The 18,024-nt window shown below is 52.1% G+C and carries 19 protein-coding genes; 14 read left to right on the top strand and 5 right to left on the bottom strand.

The genetic code is table 11. The features are described from left to right. Nucleotides 1-72 precede the first annotated feature (72 nt). Nucleotides 73-960, top strand: coding sequence for an AraC family transcriptional regulator (locus D3P07_RS10490; RefSeq protein ID WP_119800177.1), 888 nt, complete (start codon nucleotides 73-75; stop codon nucleotides 958-960). 53 nt (nucleotides 961-1,013) lie between these two features. Here the strand turns inward: D3P07_RS10490 and D3P07_RS10495 are convergent, their stop codons facing one another. After that, the gene (locus tag D3P07_RS10495; RefSeq protein ID WP_119800178.1) at nucleotides 1,014-1,580 is read right to left on the bottom strand and encodes a hypothetical protein; all 567 of its coding nucleotides are present in this window, start codon (nucleotides 1,578-1,580) and stop codon (nucleotides 1,014-1,016) included. A gap of 149 nt (nucleotides 1,581-1,729) precedes the next feature. Here D3P07_RS10495 and D3P07_RS10500 point away from each other — a divergent pair, with 149 nt between their 5' ends. Next, complete coding sequence (locus tag D3P07_RS10500; RefSeq protein ID WP_119800179.1) at nucleotides 1,730-2,323, top strand: TetR/AcrR family transcriptional regulator; 594 nt, start codon at nucleotides 1,730-1,732, stop codon at nucleotides 2,321-2,323. A 23-nt stretch (nucleotides 2,324-2,346) separates the two neighbouring features. On the opposite strand, the gene D3P07_RS10505 is transcribed toward D3P07_RS10500, so the two are convergent. Further along, nucleotides 2,347-3,252: a LysR family transcriptional regulator gene (locus D3P07_RS10505; RefSeq protein ID WP_119800180.1), complete on the bottom strand. Its 906-nt coding sequence runs from the start codon at nucleotides 3,250-3,252 to the stop codon at nucleotides 2,347-2,349. Nucleotides 3,253-3,389: 137 nt separating this feature from the next. On the opposite strand from D3P07_RS10505, the gene D3P07_RS10510 reads away from it, so the two are divergent. Together D3P07_RS10510 and D3P07_RS10515 are read left to right on the top strand one after the other, a co-directional pair. Next, nucleotides 3,390-4,490 carry a branched-chain amino acid aminotransferase gene (locus D3P07_RS10510; RefSeq protein WP_119800181.1) on the top strand — a complete coding sequence of 367 codons (1,101 nt, stop codon included), beginning with the start codon at nucleotides 3,390-3,392 and terminating at the stop codon, nucleotides 4,488-4,490. Between the two features lie 79 nt (nucleotides 4,491-4,569). After that, on the top strand, nucleotides 4,570-6,342 hold the full coding sequence (locus tag D3P07_RS10515; protein ID WP_119800182.1) for a glycerophosphodiester phosphodiesterase: 1,773 nt from the start codon (nucleotides 4,570-4,572) through the stop codon (nucleotides 6,340-6,342). A gap of 101 nt (nucleotides 6,343-6,443) precedes the next feature. Here D3P07_RS10515 and D3P07_RS10520 read toward each other — a convergent pair whose 3' ends face one another. Together D3P07_RS10520 and D3P07_RS10525 are read right to left on the bottom strand one after the other, a co-directional pair. Further along, nucleotides 6,444-7,286: an aldo/keto reductase gene (locus tag D3P07_RS10520; protein WP_119800183.1), complete on the bottom strand. Its 843-nt coding sequence runs from the start codon at nucleotides 7,284-7,286 to the stop codon at nucleotides 6,444-6,446. 63 nt (nucleotides 7,287-7,349) lie between these two features. Next, the gene (locus D3P07_RS10525; protein ID WP_119800184.1) at nucleotides 7,350-8,561 is read right to left on the bottom strand and encodes an MFS transporter; all 1,212 of its coding nucleotides are present in this window, start codon (nucleotides 8,559-8,561) and stop codon (nucleotides 7,350-7,352) included. Between the two features lie 142 nt (nucleotides 8,562-8,703). Between D3P07_RS10525 and D3P07_RS10530 the strand changes: the two genes are divergently transcribed. Genes D3P07_RS10530 through D3P07_RS10540 form a run of 3 tightly spaced genes read left to right on the top strand, consistent with a single transcriptional unit; the run spans nucleotide 8,704 to nucleotide 10,152 of the window. Further along, the gene (locus tag D3P07_RS10530) at nucleotides 8,704-9,099 is read left to right on the top strand and encodes a winged helix-turn-helix transcriptional regulator (protein ID WP_119800185.1); all 396 of its coding nucleotides are present in this window, start codon (nucleotides 8,704-8,706) and stop codon (nucleotides 9,097-9,099) included. Nucleotides 9,100-9,125: 26 nt separating this feature from the next. Further along, complete coding sequence (locus D3P07_RS10535) at nucleotides 9,126-9,572, top strand: YdeI/OmpD-associated family protein (protein WP_182914260.1); 447 nt, start codon at nucleotides 9,126-9,128, stop codon at nucleotides 9,570-9,572. 55 nt (nucleotides 9,573-9,627) lie between these two features. Further along, the gene (locus D3P07_RS10540; protein ID WP_119800187.1) at nucleotides 9,628-10,152 is read left to right on the top strand and encodes a DinB family protein; all 525 of its coding nucleotides are present in this window, start codon (nucleotides 9,628-9,630) and stop codon (nucleotides 10,150-10,152) included. Nucleotides 10,153-10,154: 2 nt separating this feature from the next. On the opposite strand, the gene D3P07_RS10545 is transcribed toward D3P07_RS10540, so the two are convergent. After that, nucleotides 10,155-10,772, bottom strand: coding sequence for an NUDIX hydrolase (locus D3P07_RS10545; RefSeq protein ID WP_119800188.1), 618 nt, complete (start codon nucleotides 10,770-10,772; stop codon nucleotides 10,155-10,157). 180 nt (nucleotides 10,773-10,952) lie between these two features. Between D3P07_RS10545 and aroC the strand changes: the two genes are divergently transcribed. The 7 genes from aroC to D3P07_RS10580 all read left to right on the top strand — a co-directional run bounded on the left by aroC (nucleotide 10,953) and on the right by D3P07_RS10580 (nucleotide 17,972). Next, complete coding sequence (gene aroC, locus D3P07_RS10550) at nucleotides 10,953-12,008, top strand: chorismate synthase (RefSeq protein ID WP_119800189.1); 1,056 nt, start codon at nucleotides 10,953-10,955, stop codon at nucleotides 12,006-12,008. 214 nt (nucleotides 12,009-12,222) lie between these two features. Continuing rightward, a complete protein-coding gene (locus D3P07_RS10555; protein WP_119800190.1) occupies nucleotides 12,223-12,879 on the top strand; it encodes a response regulator transcription factor in 657 nt (218 codons plus the stop codon). A gap of 3 nt (nucleotides 12,880-12,882) precedes the next feature. Beyond that, nucleotides 12,883-14,322 (top strand): sensor histidine kinase, encoded by a 1,440-nt coding sequence (locus D3P07_RS10560; protein WP_119800191.1) that lies wholly within the window; start codon nucleotides 12,883-12,885, stop codon nucleotides 14,320-14,322. Then, nucleotides 14,319-15,098 (top strand): hypothetical protein, encoded by a 780-nt coding sequence (locus tag D3P07_RS10565; RefSeq protein ID WP_119800192.1) that lies wholly within the window; start codon nucleotides 14,319-14,321, stop codon nucleotides 15,096-15,098. Before D3P07_RS10560 ends, D3P07_RS10565 begins: the two co-directional genes overlap by 4 nt. A 150-nt stretch (nucleotides 15,099-15,248) precedes the next feature. After that, on the top strand, nucleotides 15,249-16,016 hold the full coding sequence (locus D3P07_RS10570; protein WP_119800193.1) for a M15 family metallopeptidase: 768 nt from the start codon (nucleotides 15,249-15,251) through the stop codon (nucleotides 16,014-16,016). Further along, nucleotides 16,013-17,242 (top strand): CapA family protein, encoded by a 1,230-nt coding sequence (locus D3P07_RS10575; protein ID WP_119800194.1) that lies wholly within the window; start codon nucleotides 16,013-16,015, stop codon nucleotides 17,240-17,242. The genes D3P07_RS10570 and D3P07_RS10575 overlap by 4 nt, the downstream gene beginning before the upstream one ends. Continuing rightward, nucleotides 17,229-17,972 (top strand): N-acetylmuramoyl-L-alanine amidase family protein, encoded by a 744-nt coding sequence (locus D3P07_RS10580; RefSeq protein WP_119800195.1) that lies wholly within the window; start codon nucleotides 17,229-17,231, stop codon nucleotides 17,970-17,972. Before D3P07_RS10575 ends, D3P07_RS10580 begins: the two co-directional genes overlap by 14 nt. Nucleotides 17,973-18,024 lie beyond the last annotated feature (52 nt).

An 18,024-nucleotide genomic window follows, 5' to 3' on the forward strand; every position in this document is an offset into this window, starting at 1 on the left:
GCTGTCCCGGTTCGATGTATCGAATCCGGGACAGCTGTTCCTGTTAGAAGAGATAGAAACGGGGGGACTGCGATGCCAGCTATTATGAGGGAAGAAGCGATTCCGAAGGAAAAAGTAATTTTGGACAAAAACTATCCGGTATTCGTCATCGATACCATCGGGGTTACGAATGTGTATCAGAAGCTGCATTGGCATGATGTGCTGGAGATTAATTATATTAAGTCCGGGACTGGCTATTATATGATCAACGGCCAGAAGTACGAGTTTCAGCAAGGAGATATTCTGCTGATCAACTCTAATGATTTGCATTGCGCCTACGAAAGCAAGGATCTGGTCATGACCGTCTTTACCTTTGATCCGACCTGGTTCGTCCGCAATTTGAGGTTTGATCCGGAGCTGCTCAGCCCGTTCCGGGATGTAGGCAAGTGCTTTTCGAATCTGATCGACCGCAAGCACCCGTCCATGGACAAGCTGCGGAGCATTCTCAAGGAGCTTCAGCAGGAGCATGAGCAAGAGCGTCGCTCCTACGGATCAATCGTCTATTCACTGCTGCTCCGGTTTCTGGCAACAGTCAACCGGGAGTGCCGGGTGGACGGCGCTCTGCAGCAGGAGCCGAGCATCAGCGAGCAGCAGCTGGAGAAGATGCGTCAGGTCATTATGACGATGGAGCTGAACTATGCCCACTCTTGGACGCTGGAGGAGCTCGCGTCCCTTGTCTATCTGAGCCCGTCTCGCTTTAGCGAAATTTTCAAGCGGGCCGTCGGTATGCCGCCGCTGCTGTACCTTATCCATATTCGGCTGGAGCAGGCAGTGGCGATGCTGGAGGGAGGCGGCATGAAGGTGACGGACATTGCCTTGGAATGCGGCTTTCGCTCACTTACCAACTTCAATCGGTTGTTCAAGAAGCATGTCGGCATGACGCCGAAGGCTTCGCGCAAGCAGCCTGTACAAAACCAGTGATTTCCGCTGGTTTTTTATTTTGCCAAGCTATGCTTTGTTCAGCCCGCATTCAGTTATTCTTGCAAGCCGTGGCCTGAAGCTCTGCCATAATGATCGACAGAGAATGCGAACAGCACCTTTACCATGAACAAGAGGGAGATCATCCGCATATAGGAAGTGTCGAACGGGAGCAGCGAGATAAGGCCAATGCCCAGAGACAGCAGTACGCCTGCGATCCACGGCTGGGAGGGCTTGCCGACCTGCGCATTCACCAGAAAGGCGCCGCAGATTGTATAAGCCCAGACTCCAACTGAAAGCGGGGTATCCGTTTGCAGCAGCCAAGCGATCGCGGGGAGATGGAGATGCACAGAGATGAAGATAAGCCGCTTCGCGCTGCGAACGGCATAGTAATTGCTGGTGGAAGCGGTGAAGTTGGCGATGCACCCGGCAAAAATATCAAAGATTAGCAGAAGCGCAAGGACGGTTCGCCATAGCACAGCTGGCCCTGTCAGCTCAGGAGAGGTCCAAGCTAATGCGGCTGTCAGCAGTCCGCCGCCCATCAGAATGGCGAGTACGGAACCCGGCGATTGCCTCTCCCCGAATACTTCGTGAAGAAAGGGCGGTACGCGAAACGATCTCATCAAACGACACTCCTTTATAATTATGTAGTGAAATAATGGGAATACTACAAAACTTATTATAGGGAGAGACGCTTGGCGATGCAATAGTTTTATACTTATTAGGTTGAGTTACTCTATTTCTTTAGGTAAACTAAAGAAGAGGTGAAGCTATGAATGGATTTGAACGCAGGAGGAATGGGAAGATTGAGCAAATCTTTCAAGCTGCGAATCTATTATTCTCTCAGCACGGATACCAGAACGTAAGCGTTAATGAAGTGGCGGAGCAGGCGGGCGTATCTCCTGCGACGATCTATAATTATTTTGGGACAAAGGAAAAGCTGGCGGCAGCTATGCTGCGTTATTGGATGGACAAGCAGCTTGATCGGTACCGGGATATCCTGGCGTCGGAGGAAACATTCCTGGAGAAGACAAAGCATATTATGACGCTTGAAGCCCGCAACGTGAAGGGCTTAACGGAAGAACTCAAGCAAGCTTCTTCCGCTGAGCGTGCCGGACTGGCGCTTGATATGGAGCGTTATGCAGAGGAGCAGCTCGCGGATTTTTTTCGGCAATATGTAGAGATTGGCAAGCAGGAAGGGTACATCCGCAAGGAGCAATCGGACGAAGGGATGGCAATGTACTTTGCTATGTACCAGAATGAGCTTGCCAGGCTGTGGGCGGAGCAGCAGGGCCGGGATATGGGCGCCTATATCGATCAGCTGGTCGGGATGTTTTTTTATGGATTGGTGGGGAAGCGGGCTTGATCGGAGCTGAATGAAACGTTCATTCAGCTCTCTGAATCCGCCGACAGCAAGCATTCGATAAAGTGTTGGGCGCGCTTCGACAAGCGATGATCCTTCAGCCATAGAATGCCTACTTCGGATTGAAAGTCGGCATCGCGTATCGCCAGCATCGTCACAGCCTCCAGCGGGAATGATGAAAGCGTCGATTTCGGAAAGACGGTAGCCCCGATCCCGGCGGCGACGAGCGACATAATAATAGCAACGCTGGAGCATTCGCATATGATTGTCGGCTCAATACCGTGACGTCTGAATTCATTGACCACCTGTTCATGCATGCGCGTAGTCTTGTCCGTCTTCAGCGTCAGCAGCGGATAGGTCGCAAGCTCCTCCATGCCGATGCTCTTGTCCTCCGACGCCGGTGCCCATGATGAAGGCATAAGCGCCACATAGGGATCGGACGGAAGCGGAAGAACTTCTATTTTTCCCGGCAAAATATTCGTTTCGAACGGAAGCCGCGAGATAACCAGCTCGACGGATCGTTTCTCCAGCAGCTGGCCCATAATAAAGTGATCGCCTTCGGAAATTTTGAAGGTAACCTGGGGATAGGTCTCTCGCAGCAGCTGGATCGGCTTCGGCAGAATGGAGACGCAGGATACGACCGCCCCGATAGACAGGGTGCCCCGTACGCCGGATTCGATTTCTTTCACTTCCTTAATGGTCTCGTCAAGCTGCAGCAGCAGCTGTTCCGCGCGCTCCTTGAGCATCTCTCCGGCAGCGGTCAGAGTCAGCTGCTTGCGGCTGCGCTCGAACAGCTGGGTGCCAAGCTCCTCCTCCATTAACATGAGCTGCCTGCTCAGGGGGGGCTGCTCCATATGCAGCAGCTTGGCTGCGCGTGTAATTTGCTTTTCCTGCGCGATAGCGAGGAAATATTTCAGTTGCCGAATGTCCATCGCCATGCTCTCCTTTTTGAACGACCTTTTTCACATACTTTAAAGGTATGGATGATGAATAGTTTAGATATTTTATATATACCTCAGAAGATGATAGTATTCAATCACAATGTATCGAACGAAGGAGATGGATTCTCATGACTGAAAGCCTATCGATAACCGTAGAAACGACTGCGCAGAAGAAAACAAAGCCGCCGCAGGATCAGCTTGGATTCGGCATTCATTTCACCGATCATATGTTTATTATGGATTACAGCGTGGAGCGGGAGTGGCATAACGCACGCATCATTCCGTATCAGCCGCTTGTGCTGGACCCTGCAGCGAAAGTGTTCCATTACGGACAAACGATCTTCGAAGGATTGAAAGCGTATAAAACAGCCGATGGCCGTATCCGCTTGTTTCGTCCGCGCGACAACTTCGCCCGCATGAATCGCTCCAACGACCGCATGAGCGTGCCGGAGCTGGATATCGACACGGCTGTCGAGGCACTGGAGCGGCTGATCGAGGTCGATGCCGACTGGATTCCGACTGAGCCGGGCACATCGCTGTATATCCGCCCTTACGTGATCGCTACGCAGGCGACGCTTGGTGTTGCGCCATCCGAGAACTACCAATTCATTATCATCATGTCTCCGGTCGGGGCTTACTATCCGGAAGGCATGAATCCCGTCAAAATCTACGTAGAGTCCCAGTATGTCCGCGCGATGGTCGGGGGAGTTGGTGAAGCGAAGACGGCCGGCAACTATGCCGCGGCCTTGAAGTCGCAGCAGATTGCGAAGGAGCAAGGCTATACGCAGGTGCTGTGGCTGGACGGAGCAGAGCATAAGTATATTGAAGAGGTCGGCAGCATGAACGTGTTCTTCAAGATGGACGGGAAAGTCGTGACTCCGGCGCTGAACGGCAGTATTCTGGCAGGCATTACGCGCAGCTCCGTCATTCAGCTGTTGAAGCATTGGGGCATCACGGTGGAAGAAAGAAGATTGTCCATCGACGAGATCTATGAAGCGGCTCAGCAAGGCTTGCTGGAGGAGGCGTTCGGCACAGGAACGGCTGCCGTTATCTCTCCGATTGGCGAAGTGAACTGGGGAGGTCAGAAGCTGGTGATTGGCGAAGGCCGCACAGGCGAGCTGACGAACAAACTGTATGATACGCTTACCGGCATTCAGTACGGAACTGTGGAAGATCCGTTCGGCTGGACGCGTGAAGTAGGCGCTGGCAAGACTGAATCTGTGCGTTAATGAAAAATGACTTCAAGGAGCGGCGGCTTGGAGGGTATAATGGGTGTGTAACCATCTTTTACAGATAGGATGAATTCACATGCTCAGGTTGCTCGGCAGAAGCATTCGCGATTTCCGAACCTCATATACCAAGCTGCTGCTCTTTGAATATTTATATATGCTGCTTACGAGCGTCATTATTATTCCAGTGATTACGTTTATCTTCAACCGAATATTAACCGTAGTCGGCTCTGGCTCGCTGCTCAATAGCGAGGTATACCGGCTGGGCTACACCTACGAAGGAGTGCTCGGGCTTGTCATGATCGGCCTGGTTGCTTCTTTTGCGCTGTTCATCGAATTATGCGTCCTCGTCATTCTCGTTCAGCAACGCTATTTCGGCAAGCAGGTCAATATTGCGGATGCGCTCTTCACGACGCTGCGCCAGACGCCGAGATTGCTTGGCTTTGGTATTGTCCAGCTGCTTGTTTTTTTGCTGATCCTAATCCCCTTTATCGATTCGCCGTTATCGGCTTCTTTCTATGCCTTGTTTAATTTTCCGATCTTTATGCAAAGCAGGGTGCTAGACGCCTCCTACACGATGACGATTGTCTATGTCCTGCTTATGTTAGTTGTGCTTTACACCGTGCTGCGCTGGATATTCGTGCTCCATTATATCATGCTGGAGGGCAAGTCCATCACCGAAGCGATCCGCAGCAGTCAAGCTTTGACGAGGGGGAGAAGGCTTCAGCTTTTCTTCTGGCTATTCGTGCTGAATGCGGTCGTATTCGGCACCGGTTTTTTGGCCATTTCGTCACTTTCCTATTTGCCGGCGTGGATGGATATGAACGTGCTTAAGGCTTTTACGAACCATTATTCTTTGACGCTGTCCACCATTCTGACTTATATGTTCGCGCTATTGCTAATGCCGGTCAATATTATTTTCTTGACTCGCCTGTTCTATTATTTCGGAATTACAAGAGGCGAGAAGCCGAGGGATCATCTGCATATCTATCGGAGCAGGCTGGGCAGGCTGGAGCAGAGATTCGCCGCCTTCCTGAAGGGGAGAAAACGGACGAGCCTGCTCTATGCATCCATCGCGGTCATCTATATCGGACTGGCTGTATTTGTGGGCATTAGGGCCAATGACAGTCTCGTCTACGCAAAGTGGAACGTGCTGATCTCGGCACATCGCGGCGACGCGGAGAGCGCCCCGGAAAACTCCATTCCATCCATTCAAGCCGCGATTGACAAAGGCATTCAATCGGTAGAGCTTGATGTTCAATTGACCAAAGACGGCATAGCCGTGCTGCATCATGATTACAACCTGCGCCGTATGGCCGGCGTCCAGGAGCGAGTGTCCGACCTGACCTATGAGGAGCTAAGCCGGCTGGCCATCGGGCAGGATGAGAATATGGAATCGATTCCTATTCCTACCCTGGCCTACGCGCTGGCAGAAGCGCAGGGCCGCATCAAGCTGCTGCTGGATCTGAAGCCGTATGGGCCTGGCGACGACCTGGTCAGGGAGGTTGTCAGTCTGATCCAGGCTTATGGCATGGAGCAGGAGGTTTATATCCAATCCTTCGACAGCTACTCGCTGAAGCAGATTCGGGAGCTGGAGCCGAATATCAAGATCGGCCAGATCTTATATTTTGCGCTGGGCAATCTGTCCGCGCTGGATGTGGACTTCTATACGATCGAGCAAGTGATGCTGACGGATCAACTGGTGAAGCAGGCACATGCCGCCGGCCGGGAGGTGTGGGTATGGACAGTCAATACGAGGCGCAATATGAAGGAAGTGCTGAAATTCCAAATTGACGGCATCATTACCGACTATCCGGTGCTGGCGCAGTCGATGGTGGAGTTGAATTTGTAGGAGATGCCTTGCTAGAGTATATGAAAAGGTCGCCGCTCCAGCTATGGTGCGGCGTCTTTTTGTACACAGCGTGTTGAATACGGGGCTTGCAATTAGCCGGATTAGAAATCAAAGTTGTCCGGGTCCGGTCCAACGCGGCGATTCTCGTTCAGTGCGTCAATGCGAGCCATGTCTTCCGTGCTCAGCTCGAAATCGAAGATGGAGGCATTCTCAATAATGCGATGTTCCTTGACCGATTTCGGGATGGTGACAATGCCATGCTGCACATCCCAACGCAGAATTACTTGCGCGACGGACTTGCCGTATTTCGCTCCGATCTCCATCAATACCTCGTTATCGAGCAGCTCGCCTTGCATAAGCGGCGACCAGGCCTCCAGCTGAATGTCATTCTCTCTTGTGAAGCTCAGCAGCTCCTTCTGTGTCAGGCGCGGATGAAGCTCCACTTGATTGACCATCGGTTTAATCTTCGCATCCGCCATCACATCCTGGAGGTGATGAATTTGGAAGTTGCTGACGCCAATCGCCTTCACTTTGCCGGCTTCATACAAGTGCTCCAGCGCGCGCCACGCATCTTTATATTTTCCATTCACCGGCCAGTGAATGAGGTAGAGATCGAGATACTCAAGTCTCAGCTTTTGCAGGCTTGTCTCATAAGCGGCCAAAGTTGCCTCATACCCCAAATCCGAATTCCATACTTTGGATGTGACAAAGATATCTTCTCTCGACAGATTATTCTCCGCCAGCGCTTCGCGGATGCCTTGGCCTACGGTTTGTTCGTTGCCGTAGATTGCCGCGGTATCGATGCTGCGGTAGCCATTGGCGATCGCAGCTTTCACCGCTTCAACGACAGTCGGTCCTTCCTCAACCTTGAATACGCCGAGTCCCAGCCCCGGCATAGTTACGCCATTGTGCAATGTTACGGTATCCTGCAAATGTTTCATCATGATGATATTCCTCCAGTAAGTTGTATGGGTTAAAGTAAATGAATAGACGATGTGCGAAGCTACTTAAGCCACTCTTTGAGATACTGGCGATGACGTCTGATCCCGCTTGTCCAGCACGCGTGCCCAGCCCGTCAACAGGACGGCAGCCGATACCATGATGGCTCCGATCCAGGTCGTGTGGATGAGGCCGATGGAATCGGTAATGACACCGCCCAAGTAAGCGCCGATAGCGATGCCGGCATTGAAGGCCGCGATATTGACTGCGGAAGCGACATCCTTCGCTTCGGGAGCGAGGCGCTCGGCGAGCATGACGACATATACTTGCAGTCCGGGAACGTTCATAAAGGCGAACAGACCCATAAAGAATATCGTGATCAGTCCGGCAATCTGATACGGTGCGGTGAGGGCCAGGATGACCAGTACCACCGCCTGCACGGCAAACATGTAGAATAGCGCTTGGGTCGGCTTCCGGTTGGCGGCTTTGCCCCCGATGACGTTGCCGATGGCAATGGCAATTCCGTACAGCAGCAGAATAACGGCTACGGATCGTTCATTGAATCCGGTTATATCGTGCAGCAACGGGGATAAATAGGTAAAGACAACAAACGTGCCGCCGTAGCCTAAAGCCGTAATGGAAAAGGCAAGCAGCAGCCGTCCATTCGTCACGAGCTTCCATTGGTCGCCGAGCCGCACCTTGTCTCCTTTCCGAAGATTGGATGGCACGAGCAGCATATTCGCCAGGAGGGCAATCAGACCGACAGCGACAATCGCAACAAAAGCGGCGCGCCAGCCAAGCTGCTGGCCGATGAAGGTGCCGAGCGGCACACCGGTTACGGTAGCGACAGTTAGGCCTGAGAACATAATCGAGATTGCGCTGGCCCTGCGATTCTCCGGTACGAGGTCCGCGGCGATCGTAGAGCCGATCGACATGAAGATGCCGTGCGACAGCGCTGAGATGATGCGGGCAGTGAGCAAGACAGCGATGCTTCCTGCGGTGGCAGCAATTAGATTGCCCGCAATAAATACGATCATAATCCAGAAGAGCAGCGTCTTCCGGGATACCTGGGAAGTCATGGACGTGAGCACCGGTGCTCCGAACATAACGCCCAGCGCATATAAGGTCACGGTAAGTCCAGCGGTGGTGACGGATATATGAAGGTCATCGGCAATGAGAGGAAGCAGTCCCACGCTGATAAACTCGGTTGTTCCAATGGCAAAGGCGCTGACAGCCAAGGCGAGCAGCGCCAGCGTGCTGTTTTTTTTCTCTGTTGTCATGGGTCCACTCCTACTTTGTCGTATTGTGATATCCGGCCGGTAAGTGCTATTATCAATGACACAGATCAAAATGAACAGTACGTACTTTCAAGTGATATAGGCACTGAAAAGTACCCATAACGCATGGCAAGGAGGAAGCCTAGTGGCCAAAGAAGCCGTACTTAAGAAAAAATACAACATTTCGGTCGAAGCGACGCTGGAGGTCATTGGCGGCAAGTGGAAGTGTGTCATCCTTTGCCACCTTACGTATGGCAAGAAACGGACAAGCGACCTCAAGCGCCTCATGCCCGGGATTACCCAGAAGATGCTGACGCAGCAGCTGAGGGAGCTTGAGGATGACGGGATTGTGAATCGCATCGTCTACAACCAGGTGCCTCCCAAGGTCGAATATGAGCTTAGCGAATACGGGAATAGCCTTCGCTCCATATTGGATGCCTTGTGCAATTGGGGCGAGCATCATATTATCCGGGAGTACGGTGACAAGTTTGCCGTTCTGGAGGACAATATTCTAAATAATAAAGATAAGCAGAATGTATAGCTTCATGCCATGGGAGGAGAATGCCTGTGAAATTCAAGACGGAGGTCATATTGGGAGGCAAGACGGCGACGGGCTTCGAGGTGCCAAGCGAAGTCGTGGAGTCACTAGGGAAAGGTAAAAAACCGCCTGTAGTCGTGACAATAAGCGGCTATTCGTACCGCAGCACCGTTGCCGTAATGGGCGGCAAATTCATGCTGCCGCTGAATTCCGATAATCGGCAGCAAGCGGGCGTCGCGGCAGGCGATATTGTGGAAGTGGAGCTGGCGCTGGATACGGAGCCAAGAGAAATTGTAGTGCCGGAGGATCTAGCGGCGGCGCTTGCTCAAGAGGAAACGGCTGCTGCCTTCTTCGCAGGATTAAGCTACAGCAACAAGAATCGGATCGTGTATCAGATTGAACAAGCGAAGACGGCGGAGACACGCGACCGCCGCATTCGCAAAGCGGTAGAAACGTTGAAAGAGGGCAACGTATAACACGCGGTTATACATATGCGGCGTAATGCCAGCCAGTAGCGGGAGGGAGATTACGTTGAACTTTTCGATAAACGAAGCGATTGAAGTGCTTGAGCGTACGCCTCATGCGCTAGAGGCGCTGCTTGGCGGTTTGTCTGATGAGTGGCTGAGCTGCAACGAAGGGGAAGGAACCTGGAATGCATATGAGGTGGTGTGCCACCTGATCGAGGGGGAAGTCCACAATTGGATTCCCCGTTTGCGATTCATTCTGGAGGAAGGGGAAAGACAGACGTTGCCTCCTTTCGACCGCTTCTCGCATCTGGAACGACAAGCCATGCCGATCAAGCACAAGCTGCTGGAATTTAAAACGATTCGAACGAACAATGTTGCAGCGCTTCGGCAATTGCAGCTAACCGAAGCTAAACTCGAGCAGACCGGCCTCCATCCCGAGTTCGGCGCTGTAAAGGCCAGGGAGCTGCTGTCTACATGGGTGGCCCATGATATGACGCATATGTCACAGATCGCACGGATTATGGCGGAGCGCTATCGGGAGGATGTTGGCCCTTGGACAGCCTATTTGGGCATATTAAACAAGAGGTAATATCAATCCAGAATCGTCTCCAGATTCGGGTTGGCCAAGAACTGGAACATCGTCTTCACTTGAGCCTCCGTGTTCCGCTCCTGCGACAGCTCAGGCAATTCGTCGATGCCGAAGAACGCAACCTCGCTTGTCTCTATGCCGCTTAGCGCCTCTCCGCCGATAATCTCGCATCGGATAAACAGCTTGTAGACATGGTACGGTTCAGGCGGATGGTTATGAAACTTCTTGTCGAGAACGGCCAGCAGCCGGATCGGCTTCACGTGGTAGCCGGACTCTTCTTCAACTTCCTTGACCGCTACCTCGGAGGCGGACAGTCCGATGTCTGCCCAGCCGCCCGGCAGCGCCCAAGCGCCGTCGATCTTTTCGCGAACGAGCAGGATTCGCTCATCCTGGAATACAACAGCACGGACATCCACTTTCGGTGTCGCATAGCCCGTATCGCTGGCGAAGGTCAGCTTGATTTTATCGGTCCCCGCCTCCGTGTAGCTGGATAAGATGTCTATGCTGAGCTGCCGCAGTTGTTCATAACGTTCGATATCATAAATATCCTTCGAATAGGTTAGTCCTGTCTGCGCGATGCCTTGAATATGCTTGGCCCACTCCAGCCATTTGATCTCCATGATGGATGGTTCCTCCTCTGAAAGTCGAATATAGTTAAAACGCACGTTCAACTGGAAAAGTTTCCACTTCATAATGTTATAGATACAATCTATAGCTGCTATAGGAAATTGTGATTTCATTAATTTCAAATCATTCTCTACAATAAGAGCAGGATAAAAAATTTAACGAGGTGAATCAGCATGGCGGGAAGCACATTCGGAGAACGGTTCAAAATTACGACGTTTGGCGAATCCCATGGCGTAGCGGTCGGTGTCATTGTCGATGGAGTAACGCCTGGAATGGAAATAGATGAAGCGTATATACAGGTGCAGATGGACCGCAGAAAGCCGGGCCAATCTTCTGTTACCACTCCGCGGAAGGAATACGACACGATCCGTATTTTGTCCGGTGTATTCGAAGGCAGGACGACAGGAGCTCCGCTCAGCATTCAATTGCAGAACACGGATATGAGGCCGGAAGCTTATAGCGATATTAAGCTGCTGTACCGCCCGGGACATGCCGACTTTACGTACGATCAGAAGTACGGACACCGGGATTACCGGGGCAGCGGCAGAGCATCGGGCCGAGAGACGGCAGGCCGGGTTGCCGGTGGAGCAATTGCCCGCAAGTCGCTCGAAGGCAGAGGGGTATCGATCGTGGCGTATACGACCCAGGTTGGAGACATTAAGTGCGAGACCTTCGATGAGAGCATAATTGAGAAAAATCCAGTCCGGGCTTGCGATCCGGAAGCGGCTGTGAAGATGGTGGAGAAGATTGAAGCGCTGTCGGCGATCGGCGATAGCTGCGGCGGTATCGTGGAATGCCGGATCAGAGGGGTAGCGCCTGGCATTGGCGAGCCGACCTTTGATAAGCTGGATGCGGAGCTGGCGAAGGCGATGCTCTCCATTGGCGCGGTGAAAGGGATTGAGTTCGGCGAGGGTTTCGCAGCGGCGTCCATGCAGGGCAGCGAGCATAACGATGCGATGGACAAGAACGGATTTTTGACGAACCACGCAGGGGGCATTGTCGGCGGCATCAGCACAGGCGAAGAGATCATCTTCCGCGTAGCGGTCAAGCCGACTTCGTCGATTTCGTCTCCTCAACGGACGATCAACAAAGAGGGTGAGGAGCGGGAGATTCGTACCGAAGGAAGACATGATCCTTGCATCTGCCCGAGAATTGTCCCTGTTGTCGAAGCGATGGCTTGTCTCGTATTAGAAGACCACTACAAGAGACAAGCGGCATTGCACGGGTAAACATAAGCATGAAGAGATAAGTCCGACAGCGCTTCTTCGAGAAGCCGATGCCGGGCTTTTTTGCTGTGTCCGTCCTCGCCCCACTTTCCTCAGCTCGTCCAACTATGCTATGTTGAGAAGAAGAGTGGAAGAAATTGATGCTCCAGCCGATGCCGAGGCTCCTATACAATAGAGATAGCCGGCTCGTATAAGAAGGAGCGGGGGAGGGACCGACATGAAGAAACACATCCTGATCGTTGAGGACGACATTCATATATCCAATATTATAAAAATGAACTTGACGCTGGTCGGTTACGAGACGGAACAGGTCTACGATGGTATCGATGCGCTAGATCGGATCAAGAGAGGCCGATTTGATTTGATTCTGCTGGATGTTATGATTCCGCGCATGGACGGCTTCGAGCTGATGGAGAGGATTCGGCCGATGAATATTCCGGTCATCTTCCTGACTGCGAAGAATGCCGTCTTCGACAAGGTCAACGGCCTGAAGCTCGGGGCGGAGGATTACATGGTCAAGCCGTTCGAAGCAATCGAGCTGCTCGCTCGCATGGAGACCGTACTCCGGCGATACGGCAAGGAAGAAGCGGTCTTCACGTTCCAGGATATCGACGTCTACGTAGACAAGCGGGAAGTGACGGTCCGTAAGGAAGTCGTCGAGCTTACTCCCAAGGAATACGATCTTCTTCTTGTCCTGCTCAAAAATAAAAATATCGCCCTGTCCCGGGAACAGTTCATCGAGAAGGTCTGGGGCGGCGACTTCTACGGGGAGACCCGCACGGTAGACATGCATATTAAGTCGCTCAGAAAGAAGCTGAACCTGCAGGATCAGATCAAGACGATCTATAAGATCGGGTACAGGCTGGAGGATTAGCCGATGAAATTTTGGCAAAAAATATGCCTGTTCTCCATTCTGACCTTCGTCATCATATTTAATGCGGCTTCCATCATGGTCATTGAACGCAATCACAGCAAGATGCTTCAGCAGGAGATCAACAATACGTTAAGCGCGAATATGAGTATCAATTCCAGCGTGAATGCGGTTGTGCCGATCTTGCGCATTTATGATTCCATCGATTATGAGAAGACTGTGCTCACGAATATCGCGAATGAGTTCGTCAGGCGGAACAGCGACCAGGGCAGCTACCTGGAGATTGCCGATGACAAGGACAAGACCGTATTCAGCAACCTGGACTTCGTGATGCCCGCCGCGCGTGATGAGCGCAAGGAGCTGGAGCCGGGCGAGATCAAATATATATTGCGGGACATCGACGAGCGTACGCTGCTCTTTACCGCTAATGTGACGGATATTAACCAGAAGAGCTATATCTTCACCTATATCAAGGACGTGACTCCGCTCTACACGGAGCGGATGGATCAATATACGTTTTTTGCGCAAATGGATATTGTGGCGTGCTTAATCTATATTATCGTCATGTTCTTCATCAGCAAAGGTTTGACCAAACCGATCGAGACGATGGTCCGTACAGCGAAAGAGATTGCGCAAGGCGATTTCTCGGAGCGGGTTCAATTGAAATCCAGGGACGAGATCGGCGTGCTGGCGACGAACTTCAACGAGATGGCTGCGGTCGTGGAGGACAAGATCAACGAGCTAGAGCGCAATAACGGCGAGAAGCAGCGGTTCATTAATAACATTACGCATGAGCTGAAGACGCCGCTGACCTCGATCATCGGATATGCCAATTATATGCGATCGACCAAATATGATGAGGCTACGTTCCTCGAAGGCCTGAACGCCATCTATAGCGAGGGTAAGCGGCTTGAGGCGCTGGCGACCAAGCTGATGGACTTGATTCTGCTGAAGGACCATCAGTTCCAGATGAAGCCGGATAATCTAAAGGATGTCGTGATGGAGCTGGAGCCTTCGCTCAAGCATATTGTAGCCGCTAAGCAGATTCGGCTTGAGCTGGCTTGCGCGGATTGCCGGCTTCCACTGGAGAAGGATTTGATCAAGATCGTCATCTTCAATCTCGTGGACAATGCCGTTAAGGCGTCCAGTGAAGGGGGCAAGATCACCATCCGCACGCTAGAGCGCAGCGGCAGTTGCGTGTTGGAGGTTGCGGATGAAGGAAGCGGCATCTCAAGGGAGCATATGGATAAGATATTCGAGCCTTTCTATATGGCCGACAAGGCCAGGACCCGTAATAATAACGGAGCGGGTCTGGGATTGTCTATCTGCCGAAGCATAGCAAGTATTCATCATGCGGTGATTGAAGTGGACAGCGAAGTTCAGATGGGAACGGCGATTCGGATCGTCTTTCCCCAGCCTCAGGAAGGGAGCGAGGTGAATCCATGAGAATCGTAAAATATGTAGCGATGGTCCTGAGCCTCGCTTTAGCGAGCATGGCACTGTCCGGCTGTGCAGCCTTCTATACAAGCATACCGAAGGATACGGTTATGGTGAAAAAGATTCCCGAGCAGAAGCCCGGCGAAGAAGTGGAATACAACGGCGTATTATCCGAGGAGACGGTCAAGACGCTTAGCATGAATGCGGTGAACAAGTATTTTGAGCATAATTTGTCGCTCGACGATATTAAGTTCGAGATGTATTTCATGGATCAGCAAGGCATCAAGTCGCTGCTTGCCGATGCCACCCTAAACGTTAAGATGGATCGCGAATTTCTGGTGGAATACAAGGAGCCCTTGAAGAAAGTGGCGAGCGGCGTCTATATGGCCAACGTTTTGAACATTTATGATTCCTCGGATATATACGGCGTCGTAATTAATGCGAAGGACGGGGAAGTGCTGGGGTTATCGAAGGTGAATGATCGCAGTGTGGTGAAGGAGAAGGAGCTTTCGCGTGAAGAACTTCAGAACCATGCCAATGCGTTTGTGGAGGGGATAGGAGAATATAAGCTCAGCGACCTTGAGCTTGGCGACACCCTCTATTATCGCGGAAGTGTCGAGTTTTATTATATGAAAAAGGGCAGCGATGAGGTGGTGCTCAGCGTATTGCTGAATGCCTATACAGGTCAAGGCATTGGCTTCTACAAGGATATGATGACCGTCTTGCAGTTTCTGATGAATAAGGTGAAGGCGTCTTATTTGTACGAGGAAAAATATAAGCAATAGGATGGTTGGAAGGAAGAGACTCGTAACGGTCTCTTTTTTCGATTCTGCCCGCAAATTTTACAACTCCATTACAAGTTGATCTCACTTCTCATATTTGGCTCCGTTACACTAACAGCATGTCAACGACGAAAGACGAAAAGGAGTACCGATATGAGGAATAGAAGATGGACGTATATGGCAGTATGGACGGCTGTCTTGGCACTCTCCATAACAATGACAACCGCTTGTTCCGATGGGAAGGCGCAAGGCGGAGCAAGCGGGACAAAAGCGGGAGGCTCGTCCCAGGTTGATCCTGTAACTAGCGATAGCCCTTCCGGCTCGCAAGATGAAGAGGAGGAGCCAGCCGACCCTGCTCTTGCGGCGCTGGTGAACAAGACGCATCCGCTTCAGGACTCTTATGCGCCAGACGATCTGGTCATGGTTGAGGTGCCGACGATCTTTCAGAATGCGGAAGTGAATCAACTCCGAAAGGAAGCGGCGGAGGCGCTGAAGGGACTGTTCGCCGGCGCGGAGAAGGAAGGGTACAAGCTGTATGCCCGGTCGGGCTATCGTTCGTACGAGACGCAGCAAGCTTTGTTCGCAGATTATGTGAACAGGGAAGGAGAAGCTGCTGCCAATCGTTACAGCGCGAAGGCCGGACAGAGCGAGCATCAGACGGGGCTGGCGATGGATGTGACAAGCGACAGCGTGTCCAAGGGATTGAAGGAGGCATTCGGAGAGACGGATGAGGGTCGATGGCTGGCGGAACATGCTCATCAGTACGGCTTCATCATCCGGTATCCAGAAGGTCAAGAGGGCATAACCGGCTATATCTACGAGCCGTGGCATATCCGGTACTTGGGCGTCGAGCTTGCAACGAAAGTATTCGACAGCGGGCTGACGTATGAAGAGTATGCAAACGGGAACCAAGCGCCATGAGGAGCAGGAGAGGGAGCGCAAAGGGAAAATGGCTGGTTGGGGGGATCGCGGCTGCAATCTTGATCGGTATTGCGATTGGAGCGGCTAGCTGGCTGCAGCATTTGAGGACGGAGGGTGCGAGCGGAGCGGGCGCTTCAGAACCGTCTGTGCCGGTTGTGAACGAGGAGGCGTCGTACGAGTCCATTCATTTGGCGGCTGTGGGCGATATCATGTTTCACAATGCCCAACTGGAAAGCGCAAGAGTGGCAACGGGCGGCTACGATTTCAAGCCGGTCTTTGAACAAGTGAAGCCAATCATTGAGGCGGCGGATATCGCAATCGCCAACTTCGAGACGACGACCGCAGGCACCGATCCGTACAAGCATCAGGGCTATCCCCGGTTCAACTCGCCGGATGAAGCGGTGGATGCGCTTAAGGAGGCAGGCTTTGATATCCTGACGACAGCCAATAACCACAGCTTGGATACGGGGAAGCAGGGTGTCACCCGAACGCTCGATACCATTCAGAGCCGCGGTCTCGCCACGGTGGGCACTTATGCAACCCGTCCCGATACAAGGGTGCTGCTCAAAGAAGTGAAGGGAATCAAGCTAGCATTTCTGTCTTATACCGAGAGCTTGAACGGCTTGGAGAGTTTGATGACCCCGGAGGAACTGGATGCGATGGTGAACAAGGTGGATGAGGCGAAGATTCAGGAGGATGTCGCTTACGCCAAGGCGCAAGGGGCTGACCTTATCCTCGCTTCGCTGCATTGGGGCAACGAATATGAACGCGAGCCGTCAACCGGGCAGGTCAATCTGGCGCAACGCTTGTCGAGTTTCGGCGTAGATATTATACTGGGCAGTCATCCTCATGTCATACAGAAATCCGAATGGCAGCAAAGCGGAGACCGCAATACATTCGTCGTTTACTCAATGGGCAATTTTATTTCCAATCAACGTCAGGAGACGCTAGACAATGTCTTTACGGAAGACGGCGTCATCGTTCAATTCGAGATCCGCAAGGACAAGCAGACAGGCGCAACGGAGATCCATAAGGTGGACTATGTACCGACTTGGGTGTACCGGGATATGGAGCCGGGGCAGCAGACCTTTGCTTACCGGATTCTACCTGCTGAGGATTATAGCAACAGCCTTGAACTGTCAGATGCGTTCAAAGCAAGAATAGAACGTTCTTATCAAGACACGATGTCACAGATGGATGTGAGCGACAAAAATGATGAATCCTAATATCAGACCAAATCCGGCCTATCGCAAAAAGCCAAGGTTTCGCAATCTATTTCTTCTTCTCGGTGTCATTGCACTTATTGCTATCTTCTTGAATCAATATGATTTTAATTCACCAGGCAAGCTCGTTGTAGATCCAGCACTAGCGCCGCCTGTAAGCGAAGGGCGAGAGGTGACGGTCGCCGGCAATACAGGCGGGTATACGATCGTAATCGATGCGGGTCATGGCGGCAAGGACCCCGGAGCGAACGGGGCTAGCGGAGCGGAGGAGAAGGATTACACATTGGCGCTTGCCAAGAAGGTATACGCCTTGCTTCAGCAAGATCCTAAGTTCGATCCGTACATGACGCGCGACGACGATATTTTTTTGGAGCTGGATGAGCGCTCGGCTTATTCCAATGAGCTGGAGGCGGATGCGTTTCTTTCCATTCATGGCAACACGTATACAGACCCTGGCATATCGGGGACGGAGACGTACTATGACTCGTTAATCAGTATCCCGTTAGCCAATGCGATCCATAGCAAACTGATCGATGCGACAGGCTTTCCTGACCGGGGGGTAAAGCAGGAGCAGTGGCGTGTGCTCGTCGGGAGCGAGCGGCCATCGGTTCTGCTGGAGGTCGGTTTTATGACCAATCCGCAGGAAGAGGCGAAGATGCTTGAGGATGATTGGCAAGACCGGGTTGCGCAGTCGATAGTAGACGGGTTGAAGCAATATTTTGAAGGCAAATAGGATAGAGATTACAGCCATCATTTCATAAATTTCGTATAACAGCGCGTTCGAC

The organism is Paenibacillus sp. 1011MAR3C5 (assembly GCF_003591485.1).
GTDB lineage: Bacteria > Bacillota > Bacilli > Paenibacillales > Paenibacillaceae > Pristimantibacillus.